Source organism: Streptomyces sp. NPDC020192 (assembly GCF_044388685.1).
Lineage (GTDB): Bacteria > Actinomycetota > Actinomycetes > Streptomycetales > Streptomycetaceae > Streptomyces.
This window is the reverse complement of the sequence record NZ_JBIRXG010000004.1, coordinates 256,604-283,299: the sequence shown is the minus strand read 5'-3', so window position 1 is coordinate 283,299 and position 26,696 is coordinate 256,604. Positions and strand designations below refer to the sequence as shown.

Here is a 26,696-nt window from a genome sequence, read left to right as displayed (position 1 = left end):
GTCTCTCTCCAGGTCTTCGCAGGTCGTCAAGGGTGCGGGCCCATGGCCGGACACCGTGAGAGTACCCGGTGATGCTCAGGGCCTCAGTTCCAGTCGGAGTACGACGTGAAGCCACCGGTGTCGGCGAGCTGCTCGTCGGCGCCCTCCAGGTCCTCCGGAAGGAGGCTCCAGACGATGTAGTCACTGCGCACATCGGTCCAGGTGCCGTCCTCACCGCGGACGTGGACTATGCAGGCGTTGCGCAGGACGCCCTCGCTGATACCGCCGATCTTCTGGGCGACCTGCTGGGAGGCGGCGTTGTCGGCGGCCGTGCGCAGCTCGATGCGCTCGAACTTCTGGTCCCCGAAGAGCCAGTGGGCGGTGGCGAGCGCGGCCTCGGAGGCGTAGCCCTCGCCGCGGGCCCAGGGCGCGATGATGTACGACATCTCGGTGGACCGTACGTGCCAGTTGGTCTTGGCGAGCTGGACGATGCCGACCAGGCGCTGGGTGAGGAACTCGGTGACGGCGAGGTCGAGGCCCCGTCCGGCGATGCGCTCGGCGGGAGCGTACCGGGTGATCCAGTGGCGGGCCTGGTCCTCGGTGTAGGGCTGGGGGACACCGGTCCAGGCGCCGACCTGCTCGTCGTTCATCATCTCGGCCAGGGCGGACACGTCGTCCTCGTCGAGGGGACGCAGCACCAACCGCTCCGTGCTGATGGAGATGTTGGGGAAGGTGCTAGTCATGCGCCGCTCCGTAACCTTCGGAAAACTTGAGAGACCGTCAGGGCCGTCGAGGGCCTGCTGAACTGCCCAGCATGCAGCATGAAACCACTGAACCCAACGACGGGGTCCACCCCCGGTGAGGGAGTGGACCCCGTCGACGTACGCGTCGGCTCAGAACGACGGGATGACCGAGCCCTGGTACTTGTCCTCGATGAACTTCTTGACCTCGGGCGAGACGAGCAGCTTGGCGAGCTTCGCGACCCGCGGGTCCTTCTCGTTGCCCTTCTTCACGGCGAGGAAGTTGCCGTAGGGGTTGTTCTTCGCGGACTCCAGGACGAGGGCGTCCTTGGCGGGCTTCAGGCCGGCGGAGATGGCGTAGTTGCCGTTGACGACGGCGGCGTCCACGTCGTCCAGGGAGCGCGGGGTCTGGGCGGCCTCGACCTCCTTGAACTGGAGGTGCTTGGGGTTCTTGGCGATGTCCTGCGGGGTGGCCTCGTTGCTGGTGCCGTCCTTGAGGGTGATGAGCCCGTTGGCGGCGAGGAGCTTCAGGGCGCGGCCCTCGTTGACGGCGTCGTTCGGAACGGCGATGGTCGCACCGCTCTTCAGCTCGTCGGCCTTCTTGATCTTGTGGGAGTACAGGCCGAGCGGCTCCAGGTGCACCGTGACGACGGGCACGATGTGGGTGCCGCGCTTGTTGTTGAAGTCGTCCAGGTACGGCTGGTTCTGGAAGTAGTTGGCGTCCACCGAGCCGTCCTCGGTCGCCGTGTTCGGCGTGATGTAGTCGGTGAACTCCTTGACCTGCAGGTCGAGGCCCGCCTTCTTCGCCAGGTTGTCCTTGACGAAGTCGAGGATCTCGGCGTGCGGGGTCGGGCTCGCGGCCACGACCAGCGGGCCGCTGTAGTCGTGGGAGCCGGCGGAGGAGCTGCCCGAGCCGCAGGCGCTGAGCCCGAAGGTGAGGGCTCCGGCGGCGAGGACGGCGGTGGTGAGCTTGGCGGTGTTACGCACGAAAAGTGCCTTTCCTTAAGGGTGGTGCGACCCCGTGTACGGGTGAACGGGGAGTTTTTTGGGGCGGTGCCGTGTCGAACGGCTTTACGCGACCTTGCCGACGTCGGCCGCGGCGGGCTCCTTCGCCTTCAGCAGGCGCAGCTTCGGCGCCGGCCCGGAGCGGGCGCCGCGGCGGTGCAGGGAGCGGGCCGCGAAGTCGCCGGCGAACTGGATGACGGAGATGGCGACGGCGAGGATCGCGACGGTGATCCACATCATCTGGGTCTCGAAGCGCTGGTAGCCGTAGCGGACGGCGAGGTCGCCGAGGCCGCCGCCGCCGACCGTGCCGGCCATGGCCGAGTAGCCGATGAGGGCGATGACCGTGGTGGTGGTGCTGGCGATCAGCGAGGGCAGGGACTCGGGGACGAGGACCTTGCGGACGATGGTCCAGGTGTTGCCGCCCATGGACTGCACGGCCTCGACGAGACCGTTGTCCACTTCGCGGACGGCCGTCTCGACCAGGCGAGCGAAGAACGGGATGCCGCCGATGGCGAGCGGCACGACCGCGGCGGTCGTACCGATCGTCGTCCCGGTGACCCAGCGCGTGAAGCTCATGAGAGCGACCATCAGGATGATGAACGGCATGGACCGGCCGACGTTCACGACCTGGCCGATCGCCTTGTTGACGACGACGTTCTGCACCAGGCCGCCCCGGTCGGTGACGACGAGGAGGAGGCCGAGCGGCAGGCCGACGGCGACGGCGATCAGGGTGGACCACAGCACCATCGAGAGCGTCTCGGAACACGCCTGGGACAGCAGCGGCTGCATCTCGGACCAGGTCACTTGGCACCTTCCTTCACCAGCGGAGCCTCCTGGCCCACCACGTCGATCTGCAGGCCCTGTTCGCGCAGGAACCCGATCGGCACCACGTTGTCCTCGTAGCGGCCGGGCAGTTCGATGCGCATCCGGCCGATCTGCAGGCCGCCGACGGTGTCGATGGCGGCGCCGAGGATCGAGATGTCGATGTTGTAGGTGCGTGCGAGCTGGGAGATGACCGGCTGGGTGGCGGCCTCGCCGTGGAAGGTGACGTCGAGGACGGTCCGGTCGTCGCCGGTGCGCTCGCCGCTCACCGGGAACAGCGCGGCGGCCAGCTCGGAGCCGGGGGTGGCCAGCAGCTCGCTGACGGTGCCGTGTTCCACGATCCGGCCGTTCTCCATGAGGGCGGCGGAGTCGCAGATCGACTTCACGACGTCCATCTCGTGGGTGATGAGCAGGACGGTGAGGCCCAGCTGCCGGTTCAGGTCGCGCAGCAGCTGGAGGATGGAGCGGGTGGTCTCCGGGTCCAGGGCGCTGGTGGCCTCGTCGGAGAGCAGCACCTTGGGGTCGCCGGCGAGGGCGCGGGCGATGCCAACGCGCTGCTTCTGGCCGCCGGAGAGCTGGGCGGGGTAGGCCCTGGCCTTGTCGGCGAGGCCGACCAGGTCGAGGAGTTCGAGCGCCTTGCGGGAGCGCTCCTTGCCGGATGTGCCGAGGATTTCGAGCGGCAGCTCGACGTTGTCCTGCACGGTCCGCGACGACAGCAGGTTGAAGTGCTGGAAGACCATGCCGATGCGGCTGCGCGCCCGGCGCAGTTCCCGGCCGGCGCGCGGGCCGCGGCCGGCCAGGGCGGTGAGGTCCTGTCCGGCGACGGTCACGGTGCCGGAGGTGGGGCGCTCCAGCAGGTTGACGCAGCGGATGAGGGAGGACTTTCCGGCGCCGGACTGGCCGATGACGCCGTAGACCTCGCCTTCGCGGACGTGGAGATCGACGCCGTCGAGGGCGGTGACCTCACGGCCGCGGGAGCGGTAGACCTTGGTCAGGCCCGAGGTGGTGATCACAGGATTTCCGTCACTGTCGAGTGCGCGGGCGTGGGTGTGCCCGGGCACGGGTGCATGCGGTTCAGGCATGGAGAGTGGGTGTGCGTCCGGCGCGGCTACGGCACACGGACGTGCCACGGCTCTCGCTTCGGGGCTCCCCCACTCTCGACTTCGCTCGAGCGGGGGGACCCCCGTGGCTCAGCTGATGCGGGGGCCTTCTAGAAGGCGCACATTCGACACATCAGGCGACACATACAACGAGCACCGGGCGTCATGGTCGCCTCGGTCGCAGGGATGCGGCAGCTCGTCGTGGTCATGCGAGCAGTAAACCAGACGTACGGTCCTGACCGGCGGCCGCTGTCCGGATAGTGGACAGCGGCGGACAGTGTGCGGACAGGGCTCAGCGGCGGACGGAGATCTCCACGCCCGCGTCGGTGACCAGTGCGGACAAGGCCGGCAGGTCCTTCACCACCCGCTCGGCGTCGAGTCCCTCGGCCCGGCGGGTTGTGGCCAACGCCACGGTGGTCTTCCCGGCACGAGACGGAGCTTGTCGGAGTCCTTGAGGGAGGGCCCAGCAGCGCTCGACGGAGTCGAGGGTGCCGTTCGGGCCGTGACCACGGCCGTAATAAGGTCTCCGCATGTTCAATGCCCTGACGCTGGTGACCGGGATCGCCGCGCTGCTGCTGGCGGCGTGGTGCGGCTGGGCGGGCTATCGCGACCAGCCGACCAAGGACTGGCACTTCATCGGCATGGCCGTGGTGTCGCTGCTCGGCGTGATCCAGCTGGTGATCGGGATCGTGCAGCTGGCGCGGGGCGAGAAGCCGGATCAGGGCACGACGATCTTCGTGGCGTATCTGCTGGGGGCGTTCGCGTGCGTGCCGGCGGCGGGGATGATGTCGCTGGCCGAGCGGACCCGCTGGGGTTCGGTGACGGCGGCCGCCGGCGGTGTGGTGCTGGCCGTGCTGGAGGTGCGTCTCTATGACATCTGGGGAGGCTGACGTGACGGCGGCGGAGGAGAAGCCGGCCCGGCTGATCAGCGGGCCGGGCATGCTGCTCGTCTGGTTCTACGGCGTGATGGTGGTCGGCGCGGTGTCGCGTTCGGCGTTCCAGATCGCCACGGAGTTCGACCGGGCGCCGCTCGCGTACGCGCTGTCCGCCGTGGCCGGTGTCGTGTACGGGTTCATCACGTACACGCTGGTCCGGGGCGGGGAGACGGCCCGGCGGGCGGCCCTGGTGTGCTGCGCCGCCGAGCTCGCGGGTGTGCTGATCGTCGGTACGTGGACGCTGGTCGAGCCGTCCGCGTTTCCGGACGCGACCGTCTGGTCCAAGTACGGCATGGGGTACGTCTTCATTCCGGTGCTGCTGCCGCTCTCCGCCCTGTACTGGCTGAAGAAGGCACGCGAGAACACCGTCAGGCCGTAGCCGCGTACGTCCCCGCCCGCTTCTCCAGGATGATCAGCTCCACTCCGTCCGCGCCCTTGGACCTGCCCACCGTCTCGTAGCCGGAGCGGCGGTACAGGCGGAGGTTGCCCTCGCTGCGGTGGCCGGTCTGGAGGCGGAACCTGGTGGCGCCGCGCTCCTCGGCCAGCGCCGCCTCGGCCGCGCGAAGCAGCCGTGCGCCGATGCCGTGGCCCTGCAGGCGCGGGTGGACGCAGAGCTTGCCGATGGCGGCCGCGCCGTCCTCGGTGACCTTGCCGCGTACGGAGCCGACGACCTCCTCGCCGAGCCGGGCGACGAAGACGCAGTCGGAGGCGACTTCCTGACGGACGGAGTCCAGGGTTTGAACGAGCGGGTCGATGCGGTAATTGCCGTACAACGCCGCCTCGCTCTGGAAGCACAGGTACTGGAGCCTGAAGATCTGCTCCGCGTCCTGCTCGGTCGCCACCGAGATGGTCACGCTCATGCCCATGTGCGCACGCCTCCCGCTCACCTGATCACCTGTCGTTCTCACTCCTATCCCCGCGCTTCGCGCGCCGCAACCTCCGGTGTGAGCAAACGCCGTAGACATCCCAGACATCTGGAGCGTTCCGGGCCGAGACTGCCCTGTGAGATACCCAACTCCCCCGCGATCTCCCGGTATGTCAGGTCCTTCGGGGAGAGCAGGGCCTCGATGAGCCGGGGGCAGCGGCCGGGCAGCCGGCGCGCCGCCTCGCGCAGCGCGCGGTACCGGGCGGCGGTGAGGACGAGCTGCTCGGGGCCGGGCCGGGTGTCGTCGGCCGGCTCGATGCCGTACGGGCGTTCCAGGCGAGTGGTACGGCGGCTGCGGCGGGCCTCGGCGCGGACGGCCTTGCGCAGCCAGCCCTCGGGATCGAGCGGCGGCCCGTCGCGCTCGAGCCGCTCCAGCAGCCGGAGCCAGACGGCCTGCTCCAGGTCGCCGGGCTCGCTCCCGGCGGCATATGCCTCGGCCGAGGCCTCGGCGGTGAGCAGCGGGTGCAGGGCGGCAACCAGGTCGTGCGTCATATGCGGAACGACGCGCCGCCCTGGACAGGAGTTTCTGGGGCGGCGCAGAGTCAGCCCGAACGAGGCGCGACGGGTCGAACGGTTGACGACGGCTCAGCGGGCCAGGAAGTCGGCGCGGGCGAGGACGCCGGTGTCGGCGTTGTCGGTGAAGACGCCGTCGATGCCGGTCGCGAAGTACGTCCTGAACGCGCCGAAGGGGTCGCCGTAGCCGTCGGCCGCGCTGCCCTTGCGGAAGTCGGCCGGCAGGAAGGGGTTCTCGTTGCGCATGGTGTACGGAGTGAGGATCAGGCCCACCTTGTGCGCGTCGGCGACCAGGGTGGTCGGCTTGGTGAGCTTGCCGTTCGCGTCCTTCGGGATGATCAGGTCCAGCGTGGGGCCGATGCCCTGCGCGTAGCCGGCGATCTCCCTGAGGCCCTTGGGCGTGATCAGGTCGGCGACCGTGCGCGGGTCGTTCGCCTCGACGAAGTCGTAGGGGCGGCTGTCCGCCGAGGAGAGCAGCACGACGAGCGGGTTGTCCACCAGCTGGTTCAGCTTCTGGATGCTGCTGGGCTCGAAGGACTGCAGGATCACCGGCGCGTTACGGCCGTCCTTGCCGTACTTGCGCAGCAGCTTCGCCACCCGCTCCTCCAGGCCGAGGCCGAGCCCCCGGAAGTAAGTGGGGTGCTTGGTCTCGGGGTAGATCCAGACCTGCTTGCCGCGCTTGCGGGTCTGCTCGTCCTGCCACTTGAGGACCTCTTCGAACGTGGGTATCTCCCAGCGCCCGTTGTAGAGGGTGTTGTGCGGCCGGTTGGCCGGGATGCGCTCGACCGCGCGCAGCGTCTTCAGCTCGGCGAGTGTGAAGTCCTCGGTGAACCAGCCGGTGGTCGACACCCCGTCGACCACCTTCGTGGTCTTGCGGTCGGCGAACTCGGGGTGGGAGGCGACGTCCGTGGTGCCGCCGATCTCCGGCTCGTGCCGGCAGACCAGATGGCCGTCCTTGGTGGGCACCAGGTCACCGGCCTCGACGACGTCGGCGCCCAGGTCCAGGGCCAGGTTGTACGAGCCGAAGGTGTGCTCGGGACGGTAGCCGCTGGCACCCCGGTGGCCGATGATCGCCGGCTTCGGCAGGCTCTTCAGCCCCCGGCCCGCGGGCTTGGCGGTCCGGGCCTCGGCCGCGTTCGCCGTGCCCGGCAGCCCGAGGACCGCCCCGCCCGCGCCGAACACCGCCGCGCCGAGGATCGCCCGCCGTCCGGTGCCCTGTCCCGTGCCCTGATTCCGCTCATTCGCCTGGTCGCTGCCCATCAGCGTCTCCTGCCGTCCGCGTCTGCGTGTACGTCTTCGTCCGTGAAGTCGGGGCGATCGTAGGGTCGCACTCATGACCGAAGGGAGACCTGAACCGGAACACCCGGGTGACGCCGTGTGTCCGGTGGACGGCAGGACCTGCGGGTAAACGCGTGTCAACAGTTCGTAAGACCTGGGTGAACCGGGCGTACCCGATGTGCGTTCGGCCGGGAACCGCGAGTAATGTCCTCACCTGCACAGACTCATAACGCCCCTCGACATCGGAGGACCCGTTGTCCCGCTTCGCGCTCATCAAGGCAGTGCTCGGACCGATCATGCGCCTGATGTTCCGCCCACAGGTTGAGGGCGTGGAGCACATCCCGGGCGACGGCCCGGTGATCCTGGCGGGCAATCACCTCACGTTCATCGACTCGATCGTGCTGCCGCTGGTCACCAAACGGCAGGTGCACTTCATCGGCAAGGACGAGTACGTCACCGGCAAGGGCTTCAAGGGCCGGCTGATGGCCTGGTTCTTCACCGGCGTCGGCATGATCCCGGTGGACCGGGACGGGGCCAACGGCGGCGTGGCCGCGCTGATGACCGGGCGGCGGATCCTGGAGGAGGGCAAGATCTTCGGGATCTACCCCGAGGGCACGAGGTCGCCCGACGGGCGGCTGTACCGGGGGCGCACCGGTATCGCGCGGCTGACGCTGATGACCGGTGCGCCGGTGGTTCCGTTCGCCATGATCGGTACGGACAAGCTGCAGCCGGGGGGTCGGGGGATTCCGCGGCCTGGCAAGGTCACCGTTCGGTTCGGTGAGGCGATGGAGTTCTCGCGGTACGACGGGATGGACCGGGACCGGTATGTGCTGCGGGCGGTGACCGACTCCGTGATGGCTGAGGTCATGCGGCTGGGTGGGCAGGAGTACGTGGATATGTACGCGACGAAGGCCAAGGCCGCCTAGTGCTGTGACCGGGATGGTTCACCGTGATCGGAAGGCGGCTCGCGGGACGAGCGCACGCGACACGGCTGGTATTACTGGGGCATGCAGGAAGAGATTGCACGCTCCGCGATCGACACGTTCATCTCCGCGTTCAACGCCTCGGCCGACAGCTATGTGACTGCCCTGCTCTCCCAGGCTCTGACCTCAGACGTGGTCTTCTGGGGGCCGTTGGGTCGCAGCGAAGGAATCGCGGCGGTCGAGCGGTTCGTGCTGGACATCCGGCGCCACCCGGCGGGGACCGGCACGATGGTGCGCTGCTCGGCGGTGGACATGCCTGACGAGTGGGCCCGGTACCAGTGGGTCTTCACCACGCCGGATGGAGGTCCCCGCCTGGCGGGAACGGACGTCGTCCATCTGCGGCGGAGCCTCATCGACCAGGTCATCGTCTTTGCGGGGGAGATCGAGCCGTTCGCCTCCTGAGTCATCCTTCTGTCGCTGTCCTTCTGAACTTGCCCCGTCGGCGTTCGGAGGCTGCTGTTCGCGGTTGGTCAGGCTGCGGTGTTGAGGGGGCGTCCGCCCCAGCGGATGCCCTTCTCGCTGCCGCAGCGGGCCGAAGTGGGCCTCGAGCAGCCGTGGAAGTAGGTGACGCCGTGGGTGCGGCGGTAGGTCGCCGGCAGCCGGTTTGGCTTGCCCTGTTTCGCCCAGCAGGAGCCTGCGGTGGGCCGGATCCCCAGGGGCCCGAACTCGTCGAAGGCGAAGACCCGGTCCGGGAAGCGTTCCAGCACCTGCTCGATCCGGTCGACCTTGGCGCCGCGATCAGGGTCGGGCGACTCCTTCCATTAGGTCTTGGTGCGCTGGAAGGTGATGCCGCGGCGCCGGAGCAGGCACCGTAAGGCTTCACGGCCGATGCGGATGACGCGGCCGTGCACGTGCTGGGCGATCACCGGCACCCGGTTCCCGCCCGCCGAGGCGAGCAACATCATCGCGCGAGGCTCGGCCACCGGGCCTCCAGCGATCGGATCGGACGTCGCCGCACATCCAACCGCCACGACCGCCAACCCGGTGAACCTATGCGGTCACCCTGTTCGCTTGCGGGCGCGGGTGCGTTGTGGTTTCTCGCGCCCACGCGGCGGAGCCGCATATTGATACAGCCCCGCGCCCCTGGGTTTCTCACCTCATCCGGCGCTTTCCAGTTTCTGTCCCTTCAGCAGGAACCACGCCGCCAGCGCCGTCCCCAGCAGGACCGCCGCTCCCGCGCCCGAGGCCAGGTGGAGGCCGTGGACGAAAGATTCGCGGGCCGCTTCCAGCATCTGGGCGGCCGTGTGCGGGGACATGTGCTGCGATGCCTCGACCGCTGCGCCCAGTGACTCGTGGGCCTGGGGCGGAGTGTCCGCCGGGCCGGTGAAGTCGCGGTAGACGCCCGTCACGATCGAGCCCAGCAGGGCGATGCCCAGGGCCGCGCCCAGTTCGTACGCCGTCTCGGAGACCGCCGAGGCGGCGCCGGCCTGTTCCTTGGGCACGCTGGAGAGGATCACGTCGGCCGTCACCGTGAAGGAGAAGCCGGCGCCGATGCCCACGACCAGCAGCGCGGCGCCGAGGACCGGGTAGCCCGTCGACGCGCTCAGCGTCGTCAGCGCGGCCAGGGCGAGGCCCACCGCGGCGAGGCCGCCGGAGACCACGGCCCGTACCGAGAAGCGGCGGGCGGCGCGGCCCGCGATCAGGCCGGCCGCCACCGCGCCCACGGCGGCGGGCAGTTCGGCGAGGCCCGCCTCGAACGGGCGCCTGCCCTGGACGAGTTGCAGATACTGGGAGAGGAAGAACACCAGGCCGGACATGCCGAGCACGGTCAGCAGGTCGGCGAGGACCGCCCCGCTGAAGCCGCGGCGCCGGAACAGCCGCATGTCCAGCAGCGGGGCCGGCATGGTGAGCTGGCGGTGGACGAAGCCGGAGAGCGCGCCCGCGCCCAGCAGGCCCGCGGCGAGCGTGGGCCAGGTGACGCCGTGCGTGGCCAGCTCCTTGACCGCGTACACGACACCGATCATGCCGACCAGCGACAGGACGACGCTGACCAGGTCCCAGGGGCCGGGGTTCGGGTTACGGGACTCCGGCAGCGTGCGGATGCCGACGAGGACCAGGACCGCCATCACCGGCAGGTTGATGAGGAAGACCGAGCCCCACCAGAAGTGTTCGAGCAGGAAGCCGCCCGCGATCGGGCCGACGGCCGTACCGGCCGATGCGGTCGCACCCCAGATGCCCACGGCGAGGCTGCGCTCGCGCGGGTCGTGGAAGAGGTTGCGGATCAGGGCGAGGGTGGCGGGCATCAGGGTCGCGCCCGCGACACCGAGCAGTGCCCGCGCCAGGATCATCAGCTCTGATGTCGTGGCGTAGGCGTTGAGCACCGATATCGCGCCGAACGCCGTGGCTCCGCCGAGCAGGATCCGCTTGCGGCCGATGCGGTCGCCGAGGCTGCCCATGGAGACCAGCAGACCGGCGATGACGAAGGAGTAGACGTCGCCGATCCAGAGGAGCTGGGTGCCGGAGGGTTTGAGGTCTTCGCTGATGTAAGGGGTTGCCAGGCCGAGGACGGTGGCGTCGACGGCCACCAGCAGCACGGCCAGGACGAGGACGGAGAGCGCGAGCCAACGGCCCGGTCGCTTCTCCGTCTCCGCCGCGCGGGCCGGCTGCAGGGTGCTGGTCATGGTTCCTCTCTTCGTAGCGCGCCGCCGAGCAGCAGCTCGGCGACCATCGTCGGAAAGTCCCGGGAGGCCACGCGGCCGTCCAGGGTGGCCCAGGCGCACGAGGCGATCAGTCCGTACAGCGCCTCGGTGAGCCAGACCGGTGTGAGGTCGATACGGAACTCGCCCGCCCGCTGTCCGCGCTGGAACACCGCGCTCATCCGGGCGTCCAGGCCGAGCCAGCCGTCGTTCTGACGGTCGCCCTCCCAGAGCTGGCTCTCGCCGTACAGGAAGGCGAGCAGTCCGGCGGCGGGCTGGATCTCGCGCACCAGCCTGCGTACGGCGTCGCTCGCGGACCCTTCGTCCAGCCGGGCCGCGTCCAGCGCCGCCTCGCACTCCGCGATCCCGAGCGCCTCCAGCGCCCGGACGAGCGCGTCGCGCCCCGCGAAGTGGCGGTGCAGCGTGGCCCGGCTGATCCCGGCGGCCTTGGCGACCTCGTCCATGGTCGCGGTGGATTTACGGGTCAGCAGGGCGGCTGCGCTGCGCAGCACATGGTCACGGTCCAGAGCCATGAGACGAGGGTAGCCCATGTGAGACATTCTTGTCTCACATTAGGCATGCACGACTCATTCCTGCTGGTGAGGAAGGGTGTGGGATCAGTGCCAGGGCAGCTGTCCGCGCCGCTCCCAGTAGGCACGCGGGTCCTCGGCGAGGGTGGCGAGGCGGGTCAGCTGGTCCGCGTCGAGGTCGACGGCGGGGGCGTGCAGGTTGGAGAAGAGCTGCGGGACGGTCGCGGCGCCGGAGAGGACGACGCCCGCCCAGGGCTGGCGCAGGATCCAGGCGAGGGCCACGGCGTCACAGCCGAGGGAGGTCTCCTCGGCGACGGCCTGCAGCACCTGGGGCGCGTGCGGCGCGGCGAGCCGGCCGTTGGCCACGCCCTCCTTCACGATCACGGTGAGCCCCGCGTCGTGCGCCTCGGCGAGGGCGGGTGCGGCCGAGGTCTCCAGCGCGTTGTACGTCGACTGGACGGTACGGAAGAGTCGCTCGCCGTCGACGGTGATCTCCAGGGCGGCCCGGATCGCGTCGGCCTGGGCGGGGCCGCTGGTGGAGAAACCGATGGTCAGGCCCTGGGCGGCAGCCTCGGCGAGCCGCGCGTGCAGGTCCTTGTCGGTGAGGGCCGGGCTGTCGGGGGTCACCGAGTGGATCTGGTAGAGGTCGAGGCGGTCGCCGAGCAGCGCGTCGGTCTCGGCGCGCTGGCGGTCGTACGACGCCAGGCTGTGGTCCTTGACCTCGTGCCGCTCGGCGTCGGTGGACCAGCCGGCGGTGTAGGTGTAGCCCCACTTGCTGCCGACGACCACGTCGTCGATGTCGGGGCGGGCGTTCAGCCAGTCGGCGAGGAACTCCTCGGAGCGGCCGTAGGAGCGGGCGACGTCGTAGTAGCGCACGCCCTGGGCGTAGGCGGCGTCGAGGAGTTCGAAGGTACGGGTGCGCAGGGCCTCGACGCTGCGGTTCTCTCCGAGGTCCTCCTCGCGACCGAGGTTGATGTAGCCGGGGCGACCCACTGCGGCCAGGCCGAGGCCGATGTGGCAGGTCGGCGTGGTTGCTGTTGCGAGGCGGGCGAAGGGCATCGCGGGCTCCGTTCGGTCGGCTCCGGTACGGTTTCCGACCAACGTAACCCGCGATGACCTTTGACTCCGCCCAAGAACTCGGTTCCTTCGGTGCTCTGGCGAGTGCGAGTGCGTCAGCCCTGCTTCTTCGCCCTGGCCCACTGGTGCTGCTGTGCCACGTCCGCCTTCACCTCGGCCAGCTGGACCGCGACCGCGCTCGGCGCCGTACCGCCTCGGCCGTTGCGGGAGGCCAGCGCGCCGGGGACGTTGAGGACGGACCGCACCTCGGGCGTGAGGTGAGTCGAGATCTTCGCGAACTGCTCGTCCGTCAGGTCGTCCAGTTCCTTGCCCTCGGCCTCGGCGACCTTGACACACTCCCCGGCGATCTCGTGGGCCACGCGGAACGGTACGCCCTGCTTGACCAGCCACTCGGCGATGTCGGTGGCGAGGGAGAAGCCGACCGGGGCCAGTTCCTCCATGCGCTCACGGTGCACGGTGAGCGTCGCCATCATGCCGGTGAAGGCCGGGAGCAGCAGCTCCAGCTGGTCGATGGAGTCGAAAACCGGCTCCTTGTCCTCCTGCAGGTCGCGGTTGTACGCGAGCGGGAGGGCCTTGAGGGTCGCCATCAGGCCGGTCAGGTTGCCGATGAGGCGGCCGGACTTGCCGCGCGCCAGCTCGGCGATGTCCGGGTTCTTCTTCTGCGGCATGATCGACGAGCCTGTGGAGAAGGCATCGTGCAGGGTCACGAAGGAGAACTCCTTCGTGTTCCAGAGGATGATCTCCTCGGCGATCCGGGAGATGTTGACGCCGATCATCGCGGTGATGAAGACGAACTCGGCGACGTAGTCGCGGGAGGCCGTGCCGTCGATGGAGTTGCCGACGCTGCCGTGCTCGAACCCGAGGTCCTTGGCCACCGCCTCCGGGTCCAGGCCGAGGGAGGAGCCGGCGAGGGCGCCCGAGCCGTACGGCGAGACCGCAGTGCGCTCGTCCCACTGGCGCAGGCGCTCCGCGTCCCGGGACAGGGACTGGGCGTGGGCCAGGACGTGGTGGGCGAAGAGGACCGGCTGGGCGTGCTGGAGATGGGTGCGGCCGGGCATCGCCACGTCCGGGTGCGCCTCCGCCAGGCCGATCAGGGCGTCCTGGAGGTCGGCGATCAGGCCGCCGATGGTGCGGGCGTGGTCCCGGAGGTACATCCGGAAGAGGGTTGTCACCTGGTCGTTGCGGGAGCGGCCTGCGCGGAGCTTGCCGCCGAGGTCGGGCCCGAGGCGCTCCAGGAGACCCCGCTCCAGCGCGGTGTGGCAGTCCTCGTCGGCGATCGTGCCCACGAAGGAGCCGTCGGCCACGTCCGCCTCGAGCTGGTCGAGTCCGGCGATCATGCGCGTCAGCTCGTCGTCCGTGAGCAGGCCCGCCTTGTGCAGCACGCGCGCGTGGGCTCGCGAACCGGCGATGTCGTAGGGCGCCAGCCGCCAGTCGAAGTGGACGGAGGCGGACAGCTTCGCCAGGGCCTCGGAGGGACCGTCGGCGAAACGGGCGCCCCAGAGCCGTACGTCACCGCTGTTGCTGCTCACTTGCGCTGCTCCTAGGGAAGGTTTGGTCGGTGTCAGGCCAGGATTTCAGGCCAGGTCACGCTTGGCCGCGATCTTCGACGACAGACTGTAGATGTCGATGAAGCCCTTGGCCGCCGCCTGGTCGAAGGTGTCGCCGGTGTCGTAGGTGGCGAGGTTGAAGTCGTACAGCGACGACGCGGAGCGCCGGCCGGTGACGACCGCGCGGCCGCCGTGCAGGGTCATCCGGATGTCGCCGGTCACGTGCTGGTTCGCCTCGTTGACGAAGCCGTCCAGGGCGCGCTTGAGCGGGGAGAACCACTGGCCGTCGTAGACCAGTTCGCCCCAGCGCTGCTCGACCTGCCGCTTGTAGCGGGCGAGTTCCCGCTCGACGGTGACGTTCTCCAGCTCCTGGTGGGCGGTGATCAGCGCGATCGCGCCGGGGGCCTCGTACACCTCGCGGGACTTGATGCCGACGAGGCGGTCCTCGACCATGTCGATCCGGCCGATGCCCTGGGCGCCGGCGCGCTCGTTGAGCCGCTGGATCGCCTGCAGGACGGTGACGGGCTCGCCGTCGACCGCGACCGGGACGCCCGCCTCGAAGGTGATGACCACCTCGTCGGCCTCGCGGGGCTCCGCCGGGTCGGCGGTGTACTCGTAGATGTCCTCGATCGGGGCGTTCCAGATGTCCTCCAGGAAGCCCGTCTCGACCGCGCGCCCGAAGACGTTCTGGTCGATGGAGTACGGGGACTTCTTGGTGGTGGCGATCGGGAGCTGCTTGGCCTCGCAGAAGGCGATCGCCTTGTCCCGGGTCATCGCGTAGTCGCGGACCGGGGCGATGCACTTCAGGTCGGGGGCGAGGGCGACGATGCCGGCCTCGAAGCGGACCTGGTCGTTGCCCTTGCCGGTGCAGCCGTGGGCGACCGTCGTGGCGCCGTGCTTCTCGGCCGCGGCGACCAGGTGCTTGACGATCACCGGCCGGGAGAGCGCCGAGACCAGCGGGTAGCGGTCCATGTAGAGGGCGTTGGCCTTGATCGCCGGGAGGCAGTACTCGTCGGCGAACTCGTCCCTGGCGTCGGCGACCTCGGCCTCGACGGCCCCGCAGGCGAGGGCGCGCTTGCGGATGACGTCCAGGTCCTCGCCGCCCTGGCCGACGTCCACCGCCACGGCGATGACCTCGGCGCCCGTCTCCTCGGCGATCCAGCCGATGGCGACGGAGGTGTCCAGACCGCCCGAATAGGCGAGTACGACGCGCTCGGTCACGGGGTTCTCCTCACACTGCACTCTCGATATGCATGAGTATGCAGAGGACTGCATGATTCGTCAATTCTCAGGAGCCTTGAACAATGGCAATCGCTTTCCCGTACTCCTCGCCGAGCGCAGGCGCCGCGTCTCACCGCTGAACCCACTCCTGACCCAAGTGAGGCATCCGCATGTCCAGGGCTCTTCCGAAGTACAACAAGCGTCGTGTGGCCTTCATCGGCGGCGCTGCCGCCGTGGTGCTGTCCGGCGCCGTGATCGCCGGCTCGGCTCTCGCCGGGACGCCCGACAAGAGCGACGGCACGACGAACGCCCGCACGCTGGCGGCGAGCCCCGGCACGATCACCTGCCCGGACGTCGCCTCCAAGCTGCCCGCCGTCCCGGCGTCCGCGCAGGCCGAGGTCAACCGCAACCTCACCCTGCTCCAGACCCAGATCCAGGAAGCCAACACCCGCCTGCAGAACACCGTCGGCCAGGGCGGACCCAACTTCGTCAACAACGCCATCCTCGGCCCCCTCAAGGACAAGCGCGTCTCCACCATCGACCGCATCGCCATCGCCATCGGCCGCAAGGGCACCAAGCCCACCGGCCTCGACTCCCTGGCCGCCTGCGCCCTGAACGCGGGCGGCGCGAACGCCGGCGGCGCGAACACGGGCAACGCCAACGCGGGTGGTGCGAACGCCGGTGGCGCGAACGCCGGTGGCGGCACCGCGTCGAACGGCACGGCGGGCCAGCAGGCGGGCGGCGCGGCGGCGAGCGGGAACACCGGGGCCGGGACGATCACCTGCCCGGACGTCGCCTCCAAGCTGCCCGCCGTCCCGGCGTCCGCGCAGGCCGAGGTCAACCGCAACCTCACCCTGCTCCAGACCCAGATCCAGGAAGCCAACACCCGCCTGCAGAACACCGTCGGCCAGGGCGGACCCAACTTCGTCAACAACGCCATCCTCGGCCCCCTGAAGGACAAGCGCGTCTCCACCATCGACCGCATCGCCATCGCCATCGGCCGCAAGGGCACCAAGCCCACCGGCCTCGACTCCCTGGCCGCCTGCACGCTCAACAAGTGAGGTAGCAGGCTGCAGGGCCGCCCCGACGAGCGCCGGCCGGGGCGGCCCTGGTGTCCGTCACGGGAATCCCCGGGCACGGGAATCCCCGGGGCAATTCCTTAGACAAACAAAGGAGCTAAGTCAATAATCGTTAGACATGGGAAAGACTTATGAACGCATCGACGGCAGACTCCGCACGTTCATCGAGGAGCAGCCCCTGTTCTTCACCGCGACCGCCCCGCTCTCCGGCGACGGCACGGTCAACCTCTCCCCCAAAGGCCTGAAGGGTTCGTTCGCCGTCCTGGACGAACTGACCGTGGCCTACCTGGACTTCGCCGGCTCCAACGCCGAGACCGTCGCGCACCTGCGGGAGAACGGGCGGATCACCCTGATGTGGTGCGCCTTCCAGGGCCCGCCGAACATCGTGCGCGTCCACGGCCGGGGCGAGCCGGTCTTCCGCGACGACCCGCGCTTCACGGAGCTGCTCACGCACTTCCTGGACATCGACCCGACCCCGCACGGGCTGCGCGCGATCATCGTCGTCCACGCGGAGCTGGTGCGGGACACATGTGGGTACGCCGTCCCCTTCATGGCGTACGAGGAGGACCGTGACCTGCACGGGAAGCGCTTCGCGCGCGAGGACGACGCGTCGCTGAGCCTGTACTTCGAGAAGAAGCAGCACGTGGCGACGAGCCTGGACGGCCTACCCGGGCTGCCGTTGCCGCTGCCTCCGTCTAGCGTCTGAGCCATGCGCCCCGGTGTCGCCCTCGCCCTCGTCTCCGCGTCCTCGTTCGCCCTGCTCGGCTCCGCGCCGGCCCCCGGGTCCGTGCCGCTGCCCGCGCGGATGGCGGACACCGGCGGCGGCAGCCAGCTGATCACCGCGCAGGCGCCCGGCGCGGACTCGACGTCGGGGACGGTCACCTGGTGGGACCTGCGGGACGGCCAGTGGGTGCGGGCGGGCTCGGCACCGGCGCGGTTCGGGGCGAACGGACTGGCGGAGGGGACCACGCGGAAGCAGGGGACGAACACGACACCGACCGGGCTCTACGGCCTTCCCTTCGGTTTCGGGATCAAGCCGGCGCCGGGCGGGACGAGCGTCGCGTACCGGGCGGTGCGGGAGGGTTCGTGGTGGTGCCAGGACAATGACTCGGCGTCGTACAACCGGTGGGTCGAGCCGCTGCCGGACGACTGCCGGGCGTCCGAGTCCGAGCATCTGATCTCTTACGCGGCGCAGTATGCGTACGGGCTGGTCATCGGGTTCAACTACGACCGGCCCGTCCGGGGGCGGGGTGCGGGGATCTTTCTGCATGTCAACGGGCTTGCGGCGACGGCTGGTTGTGTGTCGGTGCCGGAGGATGCGATGCGGCGGATTCTTCAGTGGGCCGAGCCTCAGAGGGGGCCGCATGTTGCCATTGGGACTGTTGACGGAGCTACAGCGGTGACCCGGTATTGATGTACCGTGCGCCCACGCGGCGGAGCCGCATATCGACACAGCCCCGCGCCCCTCAGCTCGGCAGACCGACCCGGAACGTCGTAGACCCCGGTCGACTCTCCAACCCCACGCTTCCCCCGTGCGCCTCCACCACCGCCGCCACGATCGACAGGCCCAGGCCCGCCCCGCCGCCGGAGGCGTCCGGGTGGCGGCGGTGGTCGGCTCTGGTGAAGCGTTCGAAGACGCCCGGCCGGACCTCCTCCGGGACGCCGGGGCCGTCGTCGTGGACCGAGAAGATCGCCGCGTCCACGTCCGTTTCCAGCGTCACCGTCACCTTCGTGCCGGCGGGTGTGTGCAGACGCGCGTTGGCCAGCAGGTTGGCCAGCACCTGGTGGAGGCGGTGGGCGTCGCCCGGGATGGTCACCGGGTCCTCGGGGAGGTCGAGGGTCCAGCGGTGGTCGGGACCCGCGGCCCGCGCGTCGGTGACCGCGTCCAGGACCAGGTGGGTCAGGTCCACCGGGCGGCTCTCCAGCGGGCGGCCCGCGTCCAGGCGGGCCAGCAGGAGCAGGTCGTCCACCATCTCGCCCATGCGGGAGGACTCGGCCTTGATGCGCTCCAGGGCCCGGGTGACCTCGGGCGGCACCGGGCCGGGGTGGAGGAGCGCCAGTTCGGCGTGGCCGCGGACCGAGGCGACCGGGGTGCGCAGCTCGTGGCTGGCGTCGGCGGCGAACCGGCGCAGCCGCTCCTCGCTGGCGTGCCGTTTGGTCAGGGCGTCCTCGATGTGCCGGAGCATGCGGTTGAACGCCGCCGCCACCCGGCCGACCTCGCTGCGCGGGTCGCTGCCCGGGGCGCGCGGCGGCAGCGCCACCTCGCCGCTGGCCAGCGGCAGTTCGCTGACCCGGGTGGCGGTCGCGGCGACCCGGCTCAGCGGGCGCAGCGACCAGCGGACCCACAGCGCCCCGGCCACGCCGGCGACGGTCAGGGCCAGGCCGAAGACGACGACCGCGACCAGTTCGAGGCGGGTGACCGCGGCGCGGACCGGCTCCGTCGGCAGGCCGGTCACCAGCACGTCGCCGTCTCTCCCCCGCCACGCCATCAGGCGGTAGTCGTGCAGGTGGGACAGGCACACGGTGTGCCCCCGGCCGTCCACCGGAATCCCGGCCACGGCCGTGCGGTCGGCGGCGGTCAAGGGGACATCGGGGTCCTGTCCGTCACTGGTGGGCACCACCGCCGCGCTGGTGACCCGGCCGTTCAGCAGGCGGGCGCCGAACGTCTCGGCGGCCTGGCGGCGGGTGTCGCCGTGCTCGTCGCCGTCCTGGTCCGACGGTTTCGAGGGCTTGTAGGTGCCGTGCTCCAGGCTCTGCGGGAAGGCCGGTCCGGCCTGCTGGAGCTGCTGGTCGAGCCGGCGGGTGAGAAAGCCGTTCAGCTCGACGACGGCCGCCCCGCCGACCGCGGCACAGCTGATCGCGAGCAGCACCACCAGGCCGACGGTGAGCCGGGCGCGCAGGGTGCGGGGCCGGGGCAGCCGCCGTAGGAACCTCACCGGGCCACCGGCTTCAGCACATAGCCCGCCCCGCGCACGGTGTGGATCATGGGCTCGCGGCCCGCGTCGACCTTCTTGCGCAGGTAGGAGATGTACAGCTCGACCACGTGGGCCCGGCCGCCGAAGTCGTAGGACCAGACCCGGTCGAGGATCTGTGCCTTGCTGAGCACGCGGCGCGGGTTGCGCATGAGGAAGCGGAGGAGTTCGAACTCGGTGGGTGAGAGTTCGATCAGTTCGCCGGCCCGGGTGACCTCGCGGGCCTCCTCGTCCATCACCAGGTCGCCGACGACCAGCCGCGGCCCGTCCTCCAGCTGGCGGGCCATGCCCGCGCGGCGCAGCAGGCCGCGCAGCCGGGCGACGACCTCCTCCAGGCTGAAGGGCTTGGTGACGTAGTCGTCGCCGCCCGCGGTGATGCCGGCGATCCGGTCCTCCACCGCGTCCCGTGCCGTGAGGAAGAGCACACAGACGTCGGGCTTCACCTCGTGCAGCCGGCGCAGCACGGCGAAGCCGTCCGTGTCGGGCAGCATCACGTCGAGTACGACGGCGTCCGGCAGCAGCTCACGCGCGGTGCTGACGGCCGAGGCGCCGTCGCCGGCGGCGCGTACCTCCCAGCCCTCGTAGCGCAGGGCGCCGGTGAGCACCTCCGCGAGGTCGGGGTCGTCGTCGACGACGAGGACACGCAGCGGGGTGCCGTCGGGGCGGGTGAGGGCCGGGCGGCCGGAACGGGGGGCACGGGTGGTGTTCATCGCGTCTACCAGCATCACCCCTGCGGAGCAGTGGGACGTACCACCACTCCTCTGAGTTTGCTGTGAGTACAGGTTGCTCAGAGGTGTCTCAGAGCTTCGCCCCGCACAGTGGCCTGGCACGTCGTACGAAGGGAAGGCCACTGATGACCACCGTGGATGCGCGGCGCTCCTACGCCGGCCCCGTGACCGCCCGGCCCTCCCCCGCGGGGCCCGTGCTGGCCGTGCTGTGGGCCGGGGCGGCGGGCGCGGTGGCGCTCTGGTGGGCCGGCACCGGATCCGTGGTCGGCACGGCCGGCTGGCTGACCGGCGCCGGACGGATCGCCGGCCTGCTGTGCGGGTACGCCTGCGCGGTGCTGGTCGGCCTGATGGCGCGGGTGCCGCTGCTGGAGAACCGGGTCGGCTCCGACCGGGTGGCGCGCTGGCACGCGATGGCCGGCCGGTACACGGTCTGCCTGCTCGTGGCGCACATCGTGCTGATCCTCACCGGGTACGCCGCCCAGGACCATGCCTCGCTCTGGCACGAGACGGTCACCGTCGTCCTGGACTACCCGGACATGCTCAAGGCGAGTGCCGGCACGGTGATCCTGTTCGCGGTCGGCATCACCTCGGCTCGGGCCGTGCGCCGCCGGACGAGCCACGAGTTCTGGTACTACGTCCATCTGCTCACGTACGCGGCCGTCTTCCTGGCCTTCTTCCACCAGCTGGCCCTGGGCGACGAGTTCAACGGCAAGCCGGTGGCGACCGCGCTCTGGTACGCGCTGTACCTGGGCGTCGCGGCCCTGGTGCTGTGGTTCCGGATCCTCGCCCCGGTGCGGCTCAACCGGCGCCACCGGTTGCGTGTGGACTCGGTTCACAAGGAGGCGCCGGGTGTGTACTCGGTCGTCGTACGCGGGCGGCATCTGGACGAACTCGGCGCGCGGCCGGGGCAGTTCTTCCGCTGGCGGTTCCTCGGTGAGGGCATGGGCTGGACGTCGACGCCGTACTCCCTGTCGGCGCCGCCGCGCCCGGACCTGCTGCGCATCACGGTCAAGGCGCTCGGCGACCACAGTGCGGCCGTCGCCCTGCTGCGGCCCGGCACCCGGGTGTGGGCGGAGGGGCCGTACGGCTCCCTGACCGCCGACCGGGCCACCGGCCACCACTCGCTGCTGATCGCGGCCGGGGTCGGCGTCACCCCGCTGCGGGCGCTGTTCGAGACCCTGCCCGGTGAGGTCACCCTGCTGTACCGGGCGCGCGGCGCGGAGGACCTTGCGCTGGGCGGGGAGCTGGAGGCGATCGCGCAGTGGCGCGGCGGGCGGGTGCTGTACGCGCTGAACGGGCCGGGCGGGGAGCGCCCGGACATATCGGCCGAGTCGCTGCGCGCCACCTTCCCCGGGCTCGCCGGCCACGACGTCTACCTCTGCGGCCCGCACGGCTTCGCGCGGGACGTGTACGAGGCGCTGCGGGCCGCCGGGGTGCCGGACCGCCGTATCCACCACGAGTCGTTCGAGCTGTGAGAGTTCCGAGAGGTGTGAGGCCGTACCTGTGCACGCGTTGAAGAAGAACCGTCCGCTCCGCCGCATCGTGCTGGCGAGCGCCGCCACCGTCTCCGGGATGGTGCTGCTGCTGTCCCTGAAGCCGCACACGAGCCCGGCGTTGGCCACGGCCGACGCCAAGTCGCCCTCTGTGTCGAGCAGTTCGACGCCCTCGGGTTCCACGACTCCTTCGAGCGGCTCCACCTCGGCTACGAAGACCGCCGGCACCAGGACCGCCACCGGCGACACCGTCCAGACCCGCTGGGGTCCGGTCCAGGTGCGGGTGACGATCCAGAGCGGGAAGCTCACGGACGTGACAGCCGTGCAGTACCCGCAGGACAACCCGCGCGACCAGGAGATCAACAGCTACGCGCTCCCCCAGCTGCGGCGTGAGGCGCTGTCCGCGCAGAGCGCGCAGATCGACATGGTGTCGGGCGCCACGTACACCAGCACCGGCTACAAGCAGTCCCTGCAGTCCGCGCTGGACGCGGCGGGCCGCTGAACACCCGGCTGAACACCGAGCACATGCGGCACGTATCTGTGGGCCAAGGGCCGAGTCCCCCGAGTCCCCACGGAGGAACCGTGACCACCACCCTTGCGGGCGGCCGTGCCGCCCGCCGACAGACGATGCGCCGCATCCGCCCGCGCCGCTCGCCGGCCGTCCCGCTGCTTCTCGCGGTCTGGGCCGGCGCGGCGGCGGTGCTCTGGATGTGGTGGCAGAACACACCGTCCGTCGCCGACGACAACAGCAGGATCCTGAACGCGGGCCGGATCACCGGCCTGCTCGCCGGCTATTTGATGGCGCTGGTCGTGCTCCAGATGGCGCGCGTCCCGGCGCTGGAGCGGCGGGTCGGCTCGGACCGGGTGGCCCGCTGGCACGCGATGAGCGGCCGCTACACCCTCTGCCTGATCGTGGCGCACGTCTTCCTCATCATGTGGGGGTACGCGCTCCAGGCGGGCAAGTCGCTGAGCGACATCGTCCAGCAGACCATCGACTCCATCAACCAGCTGCCCGACATGGGCAAGGCGGCCATCGGCACGGGCCTGTTCGTGTTCATCGGCCTGACGTCGATCGGCCCGGTGCGCCGCCGGATGCCGTACGACACCTGGTACCACGTGCATCTGCTGACGTACGGGGCGGTGTTCCTGACGTTCTGGCACCAGATCACCAGCGGCAACGACTTCGCGGTCGCGCCGATGGCCACGACGTTCTGGTACGGCCTGTACGGCAGTGTCACCGCCCTGGTGATCTGGTACCGGATCCTCACCCCGATCCGGCTGAACCTCCGGCACCGGATGTACGTCGAGGCGGTCATCGAGGAGACGCCGGGCATCGTGTCGGTGCTGATCGGCGGGCGCAGGCTGCACCGGATGGGTGCGGAGGCGGGCCAGTTCTTCCGCTGGCGCTTCCTCGCCCCCGGCATGCGCTTCAGCTCCCACCCGTACTCCCTGTCCGCCGCGCCCCGCCCGGACATGCTGCGGATCACCGTGAAGGCGATCGGCGACCACAGCGCCCGGCTGCGCGAGCTGACGCCCGGCACCCGGGTGTGGGCCGAGGGCCCGTACGGGGCGATGACCGCGCAGCGGCGCAGCCGGGGCAAGGTGCTGCTGGTCGCGGGCGGGGTCGGGATCACACCGATGCGGGCCCTGTTCGAGACACTGCCGGGCGCGGCCGGTGACATCACCCTTCTCTACCGGGCCAACACCACCCAGGACCTGGCCCTGTGGGACGAGCTGGCGGCGATCGCCGACGAGCGGGGCGCCCGGCTGATGTACGCGGTCAACAGCCCGGACGGCGAGCGGCCGGACATCTCCGCGGAGAACCTCCAGCGGAAGATCCCGGACGTCGACCGGCACGACGTGTTCATGTGCGGCCCGCCCGGGTTCGCTCAGTCGGTGTACGAGGCACTGCGCGGTGCGGGGGTCCCCGCCCGCCGCATCCATCACGAGTCGTTCGAGATGTGAGCGGGAGCTGAGGACAGATGAGGAAGACCCACCCCCTTCGGCGGATCGTGCTGGTCACGGCCGCGACCGTGTCCGGTGTCGTGCTCCTGCTGTCGCTGAAGCCGGCGTCCGGTCCGGCGTCGGCCGCGGCGGGCACGGCCCCGCAGCAGAACGTGGCAGGGCAGGAAGCACCGCAGGGCGGAACACAGGCCGGGACCCAGCCGGCCGGTGCGGCCACCGGCACGGTGACCGGCGACGCCACGCAGACGCAGTACGGGACCGTGCAGGTACGGCTGACCGTCGCGGGCGGCAAGATCACCCGGGCGGAGGCGGTCCAGGCGCCCAAGGGTGGCCTGAGCGACCAGAAGACCGCGCTGGCCGTCCCCAAGCTGAACCAGGAGGCCGTGGCGGCGCAGAGCGCGCAGATCGACGCGGTGTCCGGGGCGACGTACACGAGCAACGGGTACAGGAAGTCGCTCCAGTCGGCGCTGGACAAGGTGAAGACGTCCGCCGGGTCCTCGGCGTCCGGTTCTTCCGGATCTTCCGGTTCCTCTGGATCTTCTGGTGCCGCGCAGGCTCGTACGGTCACCGGGCAGGTGGCGCAGACCCAGTACGGTCCGGTGCAGGTACGGATCACGGTGAGCGGCGGCAAGATCACCCAGGCGTCGGCGGTCCAGGCCCCGAAGGGCGGCCTGAGCGACCAGAAGACGGCGATGGCCGTCCCCAAGCTCAACCAGGAGGCGGTCACGGCCGGGAACGCGAGCATCGACGCGGTGTCCGGCGCGACCTACACCAGCACCGGCTACAAGCAGTCGCTCCAGTCGGCGCTGGACCAGGCCGGTGGCTGAGACGGTGGCCGAGCCGGCCGAGGCTCCCGCCGCGGTGCGGCACGCGGAGGAGGTCATGGGGACGGTCTTCTCCTTCGACGTCCGCGGCGGGGAACCGCGTGCGGTACGGCAGGCCCTGGCCGAGGCGGTCGCGGGCCTGCACCGGGTGGACGCGCTGTTCTCCACGTACCGCGAGGACAGCGAGGTCTCACGGCTGGCCCGGGGTGAACTGACCGTCGCGGACTGCTCCCCCGAGATGACCGAGGTACTGGCCCTCGCGGCCGAGGCGGAACGGGTCAGCGAGGGCTGGTTCAGCCCGCGCTACCAGGGCTCCCTCGACCCCACCGGCATCGTCAAGGGCTGGTCCGCCGAGCGTGCGGCACGGCTGCTGGCGAAGGTGGACGGGGTGTGCGGGGTCAGCGTGAACGGCGGCGGAGACGTACAGCTGCTCGGCGCGCCCGAGCCACAGCGCCCCTGGCGGGTCGGGGTGGCCGATCCTCTCCGCCCGGGCGGCCTGGCCGCGGTGATCTCGACGGCGGGGACTGATGAGCTGTCGGTCGCGACCTCCGGCACGGCCGAGCGGGGCGCGCACATCGTGGACCCGCGTACGGGAAAGCCGGCGGTGACGGATCTGGTGGCGGTGACGGTCGTGGGACCGAAACTGACCTGGTCGGACTGCTGGGCGACGGCAGCGTTCGCGATGGGCTCGCGCGCGGGGCTGGCCTGGCTGGAGTCGCTGCCGGACGTGGAGGGCCTGCTGATCACCGCCGGCGACGAGGTGCGGTGCACCGGGGGGCTCGCGGCGCGGTTGGGCTGATTCCAGGTTCGTCCAGAAATTCTCTCCGGAACGCCATCCAACTCGGCTCCTGGGACGTAACTCCTGTACCGGATGTTTCAGGAGGAACCAGATGGCGATCTTCAGCAAGCTCATGCCTGCTCTCCACCATGACGACAACAACGCGGGCCGGGGGGGGGCGAGGGATCCGGTCCGCTCACGCCGTCGTGCCGCCCGCACCCGCCGTGCCGCCGCGCGAGGTGTTCCGGAGGTTCTGGCCGTACACCCGCGGCGGCCGGCACTGGCTCGTGCCCCTCGTCGTCCTCGGTGTGGCCGGCCCCGCCGTCGACGCGGCCGAACTCTGGCTCTTCAAGAGCGTGGTCGACGAGGTGCTGGTCTCCCGGCAGCTGGGCCCGTTTCTGTGGATCGCGCCGGCCTGTCTGGGGCTCGTCGTCTGCTCCGGAGTTCTCGGCTTCGCCGACGACATGACGTCCGCCTGGGTCGGCGAACGCTTCCTGCTCGCGCTGCGCTCCGACGTCTTCCGGCATGTCCAGGGGCTGTCCCTCGGCTTCTTCGAACGCCGCCGGCTCGGGGACGTGCTCTCCCGGGTCACCGGCGATGTCGACGCGGTCGAGACGTTCCTGCTCTCGGGGGTGGCCGACGTCCTCTCCTACGTGATCCAGCTGGGCGTCTTCCTCGGCCTGCTGTTCTACCTGCGCTGGGACCTCACCCTGCTCGCCCTGGTCATCGTGCCGCTGTTCTGGGGTGCCGCCCGGCACTTCTCCCGGGACGGCCATGGCAACCCCGAAGACCCGGTGCTGGAATCTGCGTACGAAGACGACCGCGAGGTCCGGATCACCAGTGGCGAGCCCGGACAGCAGCGCCTCGTCCGGAAGGCGGCCCACGGGGGACCGGAAACCCGACACACCCCTGTATACGGTCGACGGCCGCCGGGGGATTGCCCGCCCGCCTGCCCGCCCCTCGCGGAAGATCACATTCTCATTCTCCGCCGACGGGTGGGGTGCCGCATGCGGGCTCAGTGCCCGTTCTGCGCCAGTCGCAGCATGTGGTCCGCCAGCGCCTGACCGCCGGTCGGATTCCGGCTGATCAGCATCAGGGTGTCGTCACCGGCGATCGTGCCCAGGATGTCGTGCAGCTCGGCCTGGTCGATGGCCGAGGCCAGGAACTGGGCCGCGCCCGGCGGGGTCCGCAGGACCACGAGGTTGGCCGAGGCCTCCGCGGAGATCAGCAGCTCCTGGGACAGGCGCCGCATCCGCTCCTCCTTCGCCGACTCGCCCAGCGGAGCGCGGGGCGTGCGGAAACCGCCCTCGCTCGGCACCGCGTAGATCAGGTCGCCGTCGGTGTTGCGGATCTTCACCGCGTTCAGCTCGTCGAGGTCCCGGGAGAGGGTCGCCTGGGTGACGCTCAGCCCGTCGTCGGCGAGCAGCTTGGCCAGCTGGCTCTGCGACCGCACCGGCTGCCGGTTGAGGATGTCCACGATCCGGCGGTGCCGTGCGGTGCGGGTCTGCGGTACGGCGGGCCCGGCACCCGCCGCCTGCTCGTGGTCCTGCGCCTCGCTCATCGTCG

At 70.5% G+C, this 26,696-nt stretch carries 27 protein-coding genes and 3 pseudogenes; 13 read left to right on the top strand and 17 right to left on the bottom strand.

What is annotated here, in order from left to right; translation table 11 throughout:
• Positions 1–83: 83 nt before the first annotated feature.
• From ACH47Z_RS10885 to ACH47Z_RS10870, 4 genes are all read right to left on the bottom strand, one after another.
• Positions 84–722 (bottom strand): GNAT family N-acetyltransferase, encoded by a 639-nt coding sequence (locus ACH47Z_RS10885; protein ID WP_399072858.1) that lies wholly within the window; start codon positions 720–722, stop codon positions 84–86.
• Between the two features lie 150 nt (positions 723–872).
• On the bottom strand, positions 873–1,706 hold the full coding sequence (locus ACH47Z_RS10880) for a MetQ/NlpA family ABC transporter substrate-binding protein (RefSeq protein ID WP_399072856.1): 834 nt from the start codon (positions 1,704–1,706) through the stop codon (positions 873–875).
• An 84-nt stretch (positions 1,707–1,790) separates the two neighbouring features.
• Positions 1,791–2,528 carry a methionine ABC transporter permease gene (locus tag ACH47Z_RS10875; RefSeq protein ID WP_399072854.1) on the bottom strand — a complete coding sequence of 246 codons (738 nt, stop codon included), beginning with the start codon at positions 2,526–2,528 and terminating at the stop codon, positions 1,791–1,793.
• On the bottom strand, positions 2,525–3,559 hold the full coding sequence (locus tag ACH47Z_RS10870; protein WP_399073038.1) for a methionine ABC transporter ATP-binding protein: 1,035 nt from the start codon (positions 3,557–3,559) through the stop codon (positions 2,525–2,527). The genes ACH47Z_RS10875 and ACH47Z_RS10870 overlap by 4 nt, the downstream gene beginning before the upstream one ends.
• Positions 3,560–4,176: 617 nt before the next feature.
• Between ACH47Z_RS10870 and ACH47Z_RS10865 the strand changes: the two genes are divergently transcribed.
• Entirely contained in the window at positions 4,177–4,536 is a 360-nt protein-coding gene (locus ACH47Z_RS10865; protein WP_399072852.1) for a hypothetical protein, read from the top strand.
• Positions 4,517–4,960, top strand: a complete 444-nt coding sequence (locus tag ACH47Z_RS10860) for a hypothetical protein (RefSeq protein WP_399072850.1) — start codon at positions 4,517–4,519, stop codon at positions 4,958–4,960. The genes ACH47Z_RS10865 and ACH47Z_RS10860 overlap by 20 nt, the downstream gene beginning before the upstream one ends.
• Here the strand turns inward: ACH47Z_RS10860 and ACH47Z_RS10855 are convergent.
• From ACH47Z_RS10855 to ACH47Z_RS10845, 3 genes are all read right to left on the bottom strand, one after another.
• Positions 4,950–5,447, bottom strand: a complete 498-nt coding sequence (locus ACH47Z_RS10855) for a GNAT family N-acetyltransferase (protein WP_399073037.1) — start codon at positions 5,445–5,447, stop codon at positions 4,950–4,952. The two genes, ACH47Z_RS10860 and ACH47Z_RS10855, sit on opposite strands and share 11 nt — an antisense overlap.
• 44 nt (positions 5,448–5,491) lie before the next feature.
• Positions 5,492–5,998, bottom strand: coding sequence for a sigma-70 family RNA polymerase sigma factor (locus ACH47Z_RS10850; protein WP_399072848.1), 507 nt, complete (start codon positions 5,996–5,998; stop codon positions 5,492–5,494).
• A gap of 93 nt (positions 5,999–6,091) precedes the next feature.
• Positions 6,092–7,279, bottom strand: coding sequence for a glycerophosphodiester phosphodiesterase (locus ACH47Z_RS10845; protein ID WP_399072846.1), 1,188 nt, complete (start codon positions 7,277–7,279; stop codon positions 6,092–6,094).
• 272 nt (positions 7,280–7,551) lie between these two features.
• On the opposite strand from ACH47Z_RS10845, the gene ACH47Z_RS10840 reads away from it, so the two are divergent.
• Complete coding sequence (locus ACH47Z_RS10840; protein WP_399072844.1) at positions 7,552–8,223, top strand: lysophospholipid acyltransferase family protein; 672 nt, start codon at positions 7,552–7,554, stop codon at positions 8,221–8,223.
• Positions 8,224–8,304: 81 nt separating this feature from the next.
• Entirely contained in the window at positions 8,305–8,682 is a 378-nt protein-coding gene (locus ACH47Z_RS10835; RefSeq protein ID WP_399072842.1) for a nuclear transport factor 2 family protein, read from the top strand.
• Positions 8,683–8,828: 146 nt separating this feature from the next.
• Here ACH47Z_RS10835 and ACH47Z_RS10830 read toward each other — a convergent pair.
• From ACH47Z_RS10830 to ACH47Z_RS10805, 6 genes and pseudogenes are all read right to left on the bottom strand, one after another.
• Positions 8,829–9,182: pseudogene (locus ACH47Z_RS10830) on the bottom strand (hypothetical protein); the annotation flags it as partial.
• 195 nt (positions 9,183–9,377) lie between these two features.
• Positions 9,378–10,901, bottom strand: a complete 1,524-nt coding sequence (locus ACH47Z_RS10825; protein WP_399072840.1) for an MFS transporter — start codon at positions 10,899–10,901, stop codon at positions 9,378–9,380.
• Positions 10,898–11,449, bottom strand: coding sequence for a TetR/AcrR family transcriptional regulator (locus ACH47Z_RS10820; RefSeq protein ID WP_399072838.1), 552 nt, complete (start codon positions 11,447–11,449; stop codon positions 10,898–10,900). The genes ACH47Z_RS10825 and ACH47Z_RS10820 overlap by 4 nt, the downstream gene beginning before the upstream one ends.
• An 84-nt stretch (positions 11,450–11,533) precedes the next feature.
• Positions 11,534–12,505 carry an aldo/keto reductase gene (locus ACH47Z_RS10815; protein WP_399072837.1) on the bottom strand — a complete coding sequence of 324 codons (972 nt, stop codon included), beginning with the start codon at positions 12,503–12,505 and terminating at the stop codon, positions 11,534–11,536.
• A gap of 113 nt (positions 12,506–12,618) precedes the next feature.
• The gene (gene argH, locus ACH47Z_RS10810) at positions 12,619–14,052 is read right to left on the bottom strand and encodes an argininosuccinate lyase (RefSeq protein ID WP_399072835.1); all 1,434 of its coding nucleotides are present in this window, start codon (positions 14,050–14,052) and stop codon (positions 12,619–12,621) included.
• 45 nt (positions 14,053–14,097) lie between these two features.
• The gene (locus tag ACH47Z_RS10805; RefSeq protein WP_399072833.1) at positions 14,098–15,291 is read right to left on the bottom strand and encodes an argininosuccinate synthase; all 1,194 of its coding nucleotides are present in this window, start codon (positions 15,289–15,291) and stop codon (positions 14,098–14,100) included.
• A gap of 170 nt (positions 15,292–15,461) precedes the next feature.
• Between ACH47Z_RS10805 and ACH47Z_RS10800 the strand changes: the two genes are divergently transcribed.
• The 3 genes from ACH47Z_RS10800 to ACH47Z_RS10790 all read left to right on the top strand — a co-directional run bounded on the left by ACH47Z_RS10800 (position 15,462) and on the right by ACH47Z_RS10790 (position 17,784).
• A complete protein-coding gene (locus ACH47Z_RS10800; RefSeq protein WP_399072831.1) occupies positions 15,462–16,352 on the top strand; it encodes a hypothetical protein in 891 nt (296 codons plus the stop codon).
• A gap of 136 nt (positions 16,353–16,488) precedes the next feature.
• Entirely contained in the window at positions 16,489–17,076 is a 588-nt protein-coding gene (locus ACH47Z_RS10795; protein WP_399072829.1) for a pyridoxamine 5'-phosphate oxidase family protein, read from the top strand.
• A 3-nt stretch (positions 17,077–17,079) separates the two neighbouring features.
• Positions 17,080–17,784, top strand: a complete 705-nt coding sequence (locus ACH47Z_RS10790; protein ID WP_399072827.1) for a L,D-transpeptidase — start codon at positions 17,080–17,082, stop codon at positions 17,782–17,784.
• 52 nt (positions 17,785–17,836) lie between these two features.
• Here the strand turns inward: ACH47Z_RS10790 and ACH47Z_RS10785 are convergent, their stop codons facing one another.
• Together ACH47Z_RS10785 and ACH47Z_RS10780 are read right to left on the bottom strand one after the other, a co-directional pair.
• A complete protein-coding gene (locus tag ACH47Z_RS10785) occupies positions 17,837–19,306 on the bottom strand; it encodes a sensor histidine kinase (RefSeq protein ID WP_399072825.1) in 1,470 nt (489 codons plus the stop codon).
• Complete coding sequence (locus tag ACH47Z_RS10780) at positions 19,303–20,052, bottom strand: response regulator transcription factor (RefSeq protein WP_399072823.1); 750 nt, start codon at positions 20,050–20,052, stop codon at positions 19,303–19,305. The genes ACH47Z_RS10785 and ACH47Z_RS10780 overlap by 4 nt, the downstream gene beginning before the upstream one ends.
• 143 nt (positions 20,053–20,195) lie before the next feature.
• Between ACH47Z_RS10780 and ACH47Z_RS10775 the strand changes: the two genes are divergently transcribed.
• The 6 genes and pseudogenes from ACH47Z_RS10775 to ACH47Z_RS10750 form a co-directional block, all read left to right on the top strand.
• Complete coding sequence (locus tag ACH47Z_RS10775; RefSeq protein ID WP_399072821.1) at positions 20,196–21,545, top strand: ferric reductase-like transmembrane domain-containing protein; 1,350 nt, start codon at positions 20,196–20,198, stop codon at positions 21,543–21,545.
• Between the two features lie 28 nt (positions 21,546–21,573).
• Entirely contained in the window at positions 21,574–22,065 is a 492-nt protein-coding gene (locus tag ACH47Z_RS10770) for an FMN-binding protein (RefSeq protein ID WP_399072819.1), read from the top strand.
• Positions 22,066–22,145: 80 nt separating this feature from the next.
• Entirely contained in the window at positions 22,146–23,528 is a 1,383-nt protein-coding gene (locus ACH47Z_RS10765; protein WP_399072817.1) for a ferric reductase-like transmembrane domain-containing protein, read from the top strand.
• 17 nt (positions 23,529–23,545) lie between these two features.
• Positions 23,546–24,355 carry an FMN-binding protein gene (locus ACH47Z_RS10760; RefSeq protein WP_399072814.1) on the top strand — a complete coding sequence of 270 codons (810 nt, stop codon included), beginning with the start codon at positions 23,546–23,548 and terminating at the stop codon, positions 24,353–24,355.
• A 55-nt stretch (positions 24,356–24,410) separates the two neighbouring features.
• Complete coding sequence (locus ACH47Z_RS10755) at positions 24,411–25,151, top strand: FAD:protein FMN transferase (RefSeq protein WP_399073036.1); 741 nt, start codon at positions 24,411–24,413, stop codon at positions 25,149–25,151.
• A gap of 128 nt (positions 25,152–25,279) precedes the next feature.
• Positions 25,280–25,834, top strand: a pseudogene (locus ACH47Z_RS10750) (ABC transporter transmembrane domain-containing protein); the annotation flags it as partial.
• A 63-nt stretch (positions 25,835–25,897) separates the two neighbouring features.
• On the opposite strand, the pseudogene ACH47Z_RS10745 reads toward ACH47Z_RS10750, so the two are convergent.
• Positions 25,898–26,035 (bottom strand): annotated as a pseudogene (locus tag ACH47Z_RS10745) (RNA polymerase sigma factor); the annotation flags it as partial.
• A gap of 110 nt (positions 26,036–26,145) precedes the next feature.
• A complete protein-coding gene (locus tag ACH47Z_RS10740) occupies positions 26,146–26,691 on the bottom strand; it encodes an arginine repressor (protein WP_225098224.1) in 546 nt (181 codons plus the stop codon).
• Positions 26,692–26,696: the final 5 nt, after the last annotated feature.

Bases quoted from the DNA above. Each gene is read 5' to 3' on its own strand.
- ACH47Z_RS10885 (WP_399072858.1), bottom strand. From the start codon at position 722: ATGACTAGCACCTTCCCCAACATCTCCATCAGCACGGAGCGGTTGGTG.
- ACH47Z_RS10865 (WP_399072852.1), top strand. From the start codon at position 4,177: ATGTTCAATGCCCTGACGCTGGTGACCGGGATCGCCGCGCTGCTGCTG.
- ACH47Z_RS10860 (WP_399072850.1), top strand. From the start codon at position 4,517: ATGACATCTGGGGAGGCTGACGTGACGGCGGCGGAGGAGAAGCCGGCC.
- ACH47Z_RS10855 (WP_399073037.1), bottom strand. From the start codon at position 5,447: ATGGGCATGAGCGTGACCATCTCGGTGGCGACCGAGCAGGACGCGGAG.
- ACH47Z_RS10850 (WP_399072848.1), bottom strand. From the start codon at position 5,998: ATGACGCACGACCTGGTTGCCGCCCTGCACCCGCTGCTCACCGCCGAG.
- ACH47Z_RS10845 (WP_399072846.1), bottom strand. From the start codon at position 7,279: ATGGGCAGCGACCAGGCGAATGAGCGGAATCAGGGCACGGGACAGGGC.
- ACH47Z_RS10835 (WP_399072842.1), top strand. From the start codon at position 8,305: ATGCAGGAAGAGATTGCACGCTCCGCGATCGACACGTTCATCTCCGCG.
- ACH47Z_RS10825 (WP_399072840.1), bottom strand. From the start codon at position 10,901: ATGACCAGCACCCTGCAGCCGGCCCGCGCGGCGGAGACGGAGAAGCGA.
- ACH47Z_RS10820 (WP_399072838.1), bottom strand. From the start codon at position 11,449: ATGGCTCTGGACCGTGACCATGTGCTGCGCAGCGCAGCCGCCCTGCTG.
- ACH47Z_RS10815 (WP_399072837.1), bottom strand. From the start codon at position 12,505: ATGCCCTTCGCCCGCCTCGCAACAGCAACCACGCCGACCTGCCACATC.
- ACH47Z_RS10800 (WP_399072831.1), top strand. From the start codon at position 15,462: ATGTCCAGGGCTCTTCCGAAGTACAACAAGCGTCGTGTGGCCTTCATC.
- ACH47Z_RS10795 (WP_399072829.1), top strand. From the start codon at position 16,489: ATGGGAAAGACTTATGAACGCATCGACGGCAGACTCCGCACGTTCATC.
- ACH47Z_RS10790 (WP_399072827.1), top strand. From the start codon at position 17,080: ATGCGCCCCGGTGTCGCCCTCGCCCTCGTCTCCGCGTCCTCGTTCGCC.
- ACH47Z_RS10780 (WP_399072823.1), bottom strand. From the start codon at position 20,052: ATGAACACCACCCGTGCCCCCCGTTCCGGCCGCCCGGCCCTCACCCGC.
- ACH47Z_RS10775 (WP_399072821.1), top strand. From the start codon at position 20,196: ATGACCACCGTGGATGCGCGGCGCTCCTACGCCGGCCCCGTGACCGCC.
- ACH47Z_RS10760 (WP_399072814.1), top strand. From the start codon at position 23,546: ATGAGGAAGACCCACCCCCTTCGGCGGATCGTGCTGGTCACGGCCGCG.
- ACH47Z_RS10755 (WP_399073036.1), top strand. From the start codon at position 24,411: ATGGGGACGGTCTTCTCCTTCGACGTCCGCGGCGGGGAACCGCGTGCG.
- ACH47Z_RS10740 (WP_225098224.1), bottom strand. From the start codon at position 26,691: ATGAGCGAGGCGCAGGACCACGAGCAGGCGGCGGGTGCCGGGCCCGCC.